The organism is Anaerorhabdus sp. (genome assembly GCF_036637135.1).
Lineage (GTDB): Bacteria > Bacillota_I > Bacilli_A > Erysipelotrichales > Erysipelotrichaceae > Anaerorhabdus.
In genome coordinates this window covers 1-1,854 of sequence record NZ_JAVWNC010000120.1, presented here as the reverse complement: position 1 = coordinate 1,854, position 1,854 = coordinate 1, and the positions used below count along the sequence as shown (strand labels likewise).

1 protein-coding gene is annotated in these 1,854 nt (G+C 31.3%); it reads right to left on the bottom strand.

Features of this window, described 5'->3' with window-relative positions; genetic code table 11:
- Positions 1-160 precede the first annotated feature (160 nt).
- Positions 161-1,732 carry a transposase gene (locus RR643_RS11635; protein ID WP_332483319.1) on the bottom strand — a complete coding sequence of 524 codons (1,572 nt, stop codon included), beginning with the start codon at positions 1,730-1,732 and terminating at the stop codon, positions 161-163.
- Positions 1,733-1,854: the final 122 nt, after the last annotated feature.

The following is a 1,854-nucleotide window of genomic DNA, read 5'->3' as shown; positions in this document are numbered from 1 at the left end:
GGGGCTGTTACGAAATAGGTGATACAATTTGATCATCTGAAGCGTAATAGCTTCTTTTTTTTGATTCTAAAAGTAAAATGAGAAATGAGAAACATCTCCAAATAAAAAAACCTCAATTCGAGGACACTAAAAAGAACTCATTCAAATCGTCTAGGATGAATTAATTCATTATCTTCGATTTTCTGATAACCATTCTTTGATGAAACTTCTTCATATTGAATCCTATAGCGATAAGAAACATCTCAAGTTTCACATTATCTATTCCTCGTCTATGGATTCTTCGATAGTCCCAATCTTGTTTGATAATTCCAAAGGCTCCCTCTGCTTCTATCGATCGTCTAACTCGTTGTTGTATTCCTAAATCACTGTTTAAATTGTCTTGTACTACTTGTTTCATTTCTTCATAGACAACATTAATAGCTAATGATTTACTATCTTTTTCTTTTGTGCATGTTGATTTTATCGGACAATCTTTACATCTTGTACACACATAGTTTTGTACTATTTTATAAACTCCATATCTTATGCTTTCTGTATCTCGATTATAGATGAATTCATGACCTTTTGGACATACCATCTTTCCTTCTTTTGTTACTTGATATCTTACTTTCTCTTTTCCTTCTTTATCCTGTGAAAAGGTATTATACTTTTGTACTAACTCCATATGATTTGATATACAATAAATGTAGTTTTCATAGCTACCATATCCTGCATCTCCTACTGGATAAATTGGATAATGTTGATAGAGTCGATTGTAATCTTCCATAAAGGGTTTAAATGTTCTTAAGTCATTACTATCTTGATAAACACCAATTAGCCTTATGTATTCGTTGGATACTCCTACTTGGATATTATAGTACGCCTTAAAGATTCCTGTCTTATTATAATAATCTTCTTTGCCATGCATCATCGTTGCATCATGATCTGTTTTTGAATAACTGTTTCTATTACCACAAATTCTTATCTTCTCACTGTATTCCATTGCTTTGTTTTTATAACTTTCAAATGTTTCATACCATTTTTGAAACTCATTCTTGCGATGTCCTTTGCCGTAGGTAAATATGCTATCTACATTTTGATGTATTTTATCTAACGAGTTAAACACTTCGATAAAATCTTCGACTTGATAAAAGTCTTTCACTAAGTAATGAATTCCGATATTACATTCCTTGAAAAACTCATCTAACTCCACGATGTCTTTACTCATTTTTACCATGAGTTTTTCTTGATACTTCTGTGTTGCTTTTTTCCATACAAATGAAAACTTAGTTGCATTGGCTTCTATCTTTGTTCCATCAATATAGATCGTATTTACATCGATATCATCTTCAGCTTCAATGACATCATTTAATTCTTTGAAGATTGTTTCTGCATTCTTACCGATTTGATATTTGATGAATTCACTGATCGTCTTGTAGCTGGGATGAATACCCCCTGATAACCAAATGAACCGAATGTCATTCTTCATCGCTTCTTCTATTTTTCTTACACTATAAATTCCAAGCGTATATGCATACAGTATACTTTCCATCATTGGACGATATTCATACCCTTTACGACCTCTTGTTTCGTGCTTGGGTTTGTATTTTTCTAAGTTGATTCCTCCCAATATCGTCTTCAATGTTTTTACTGAACTTGAATTTTCTATCAAATTTTCAAATTCTTGTGGAAATATAAACTGGCATGGTATACAATAATCTTGCTTAAGGGTTATTGTATGTGTGGTATTCATTCTTGTTTCCATACTACAATTATACTAAAAAACACTGATTTCTTCATTGATTTCAGTGTTTTTTAGTGCAAAAAAAAGACATTACTTTTTTGTAATATCTTTTCTAATTAGTGCTGTTGTTT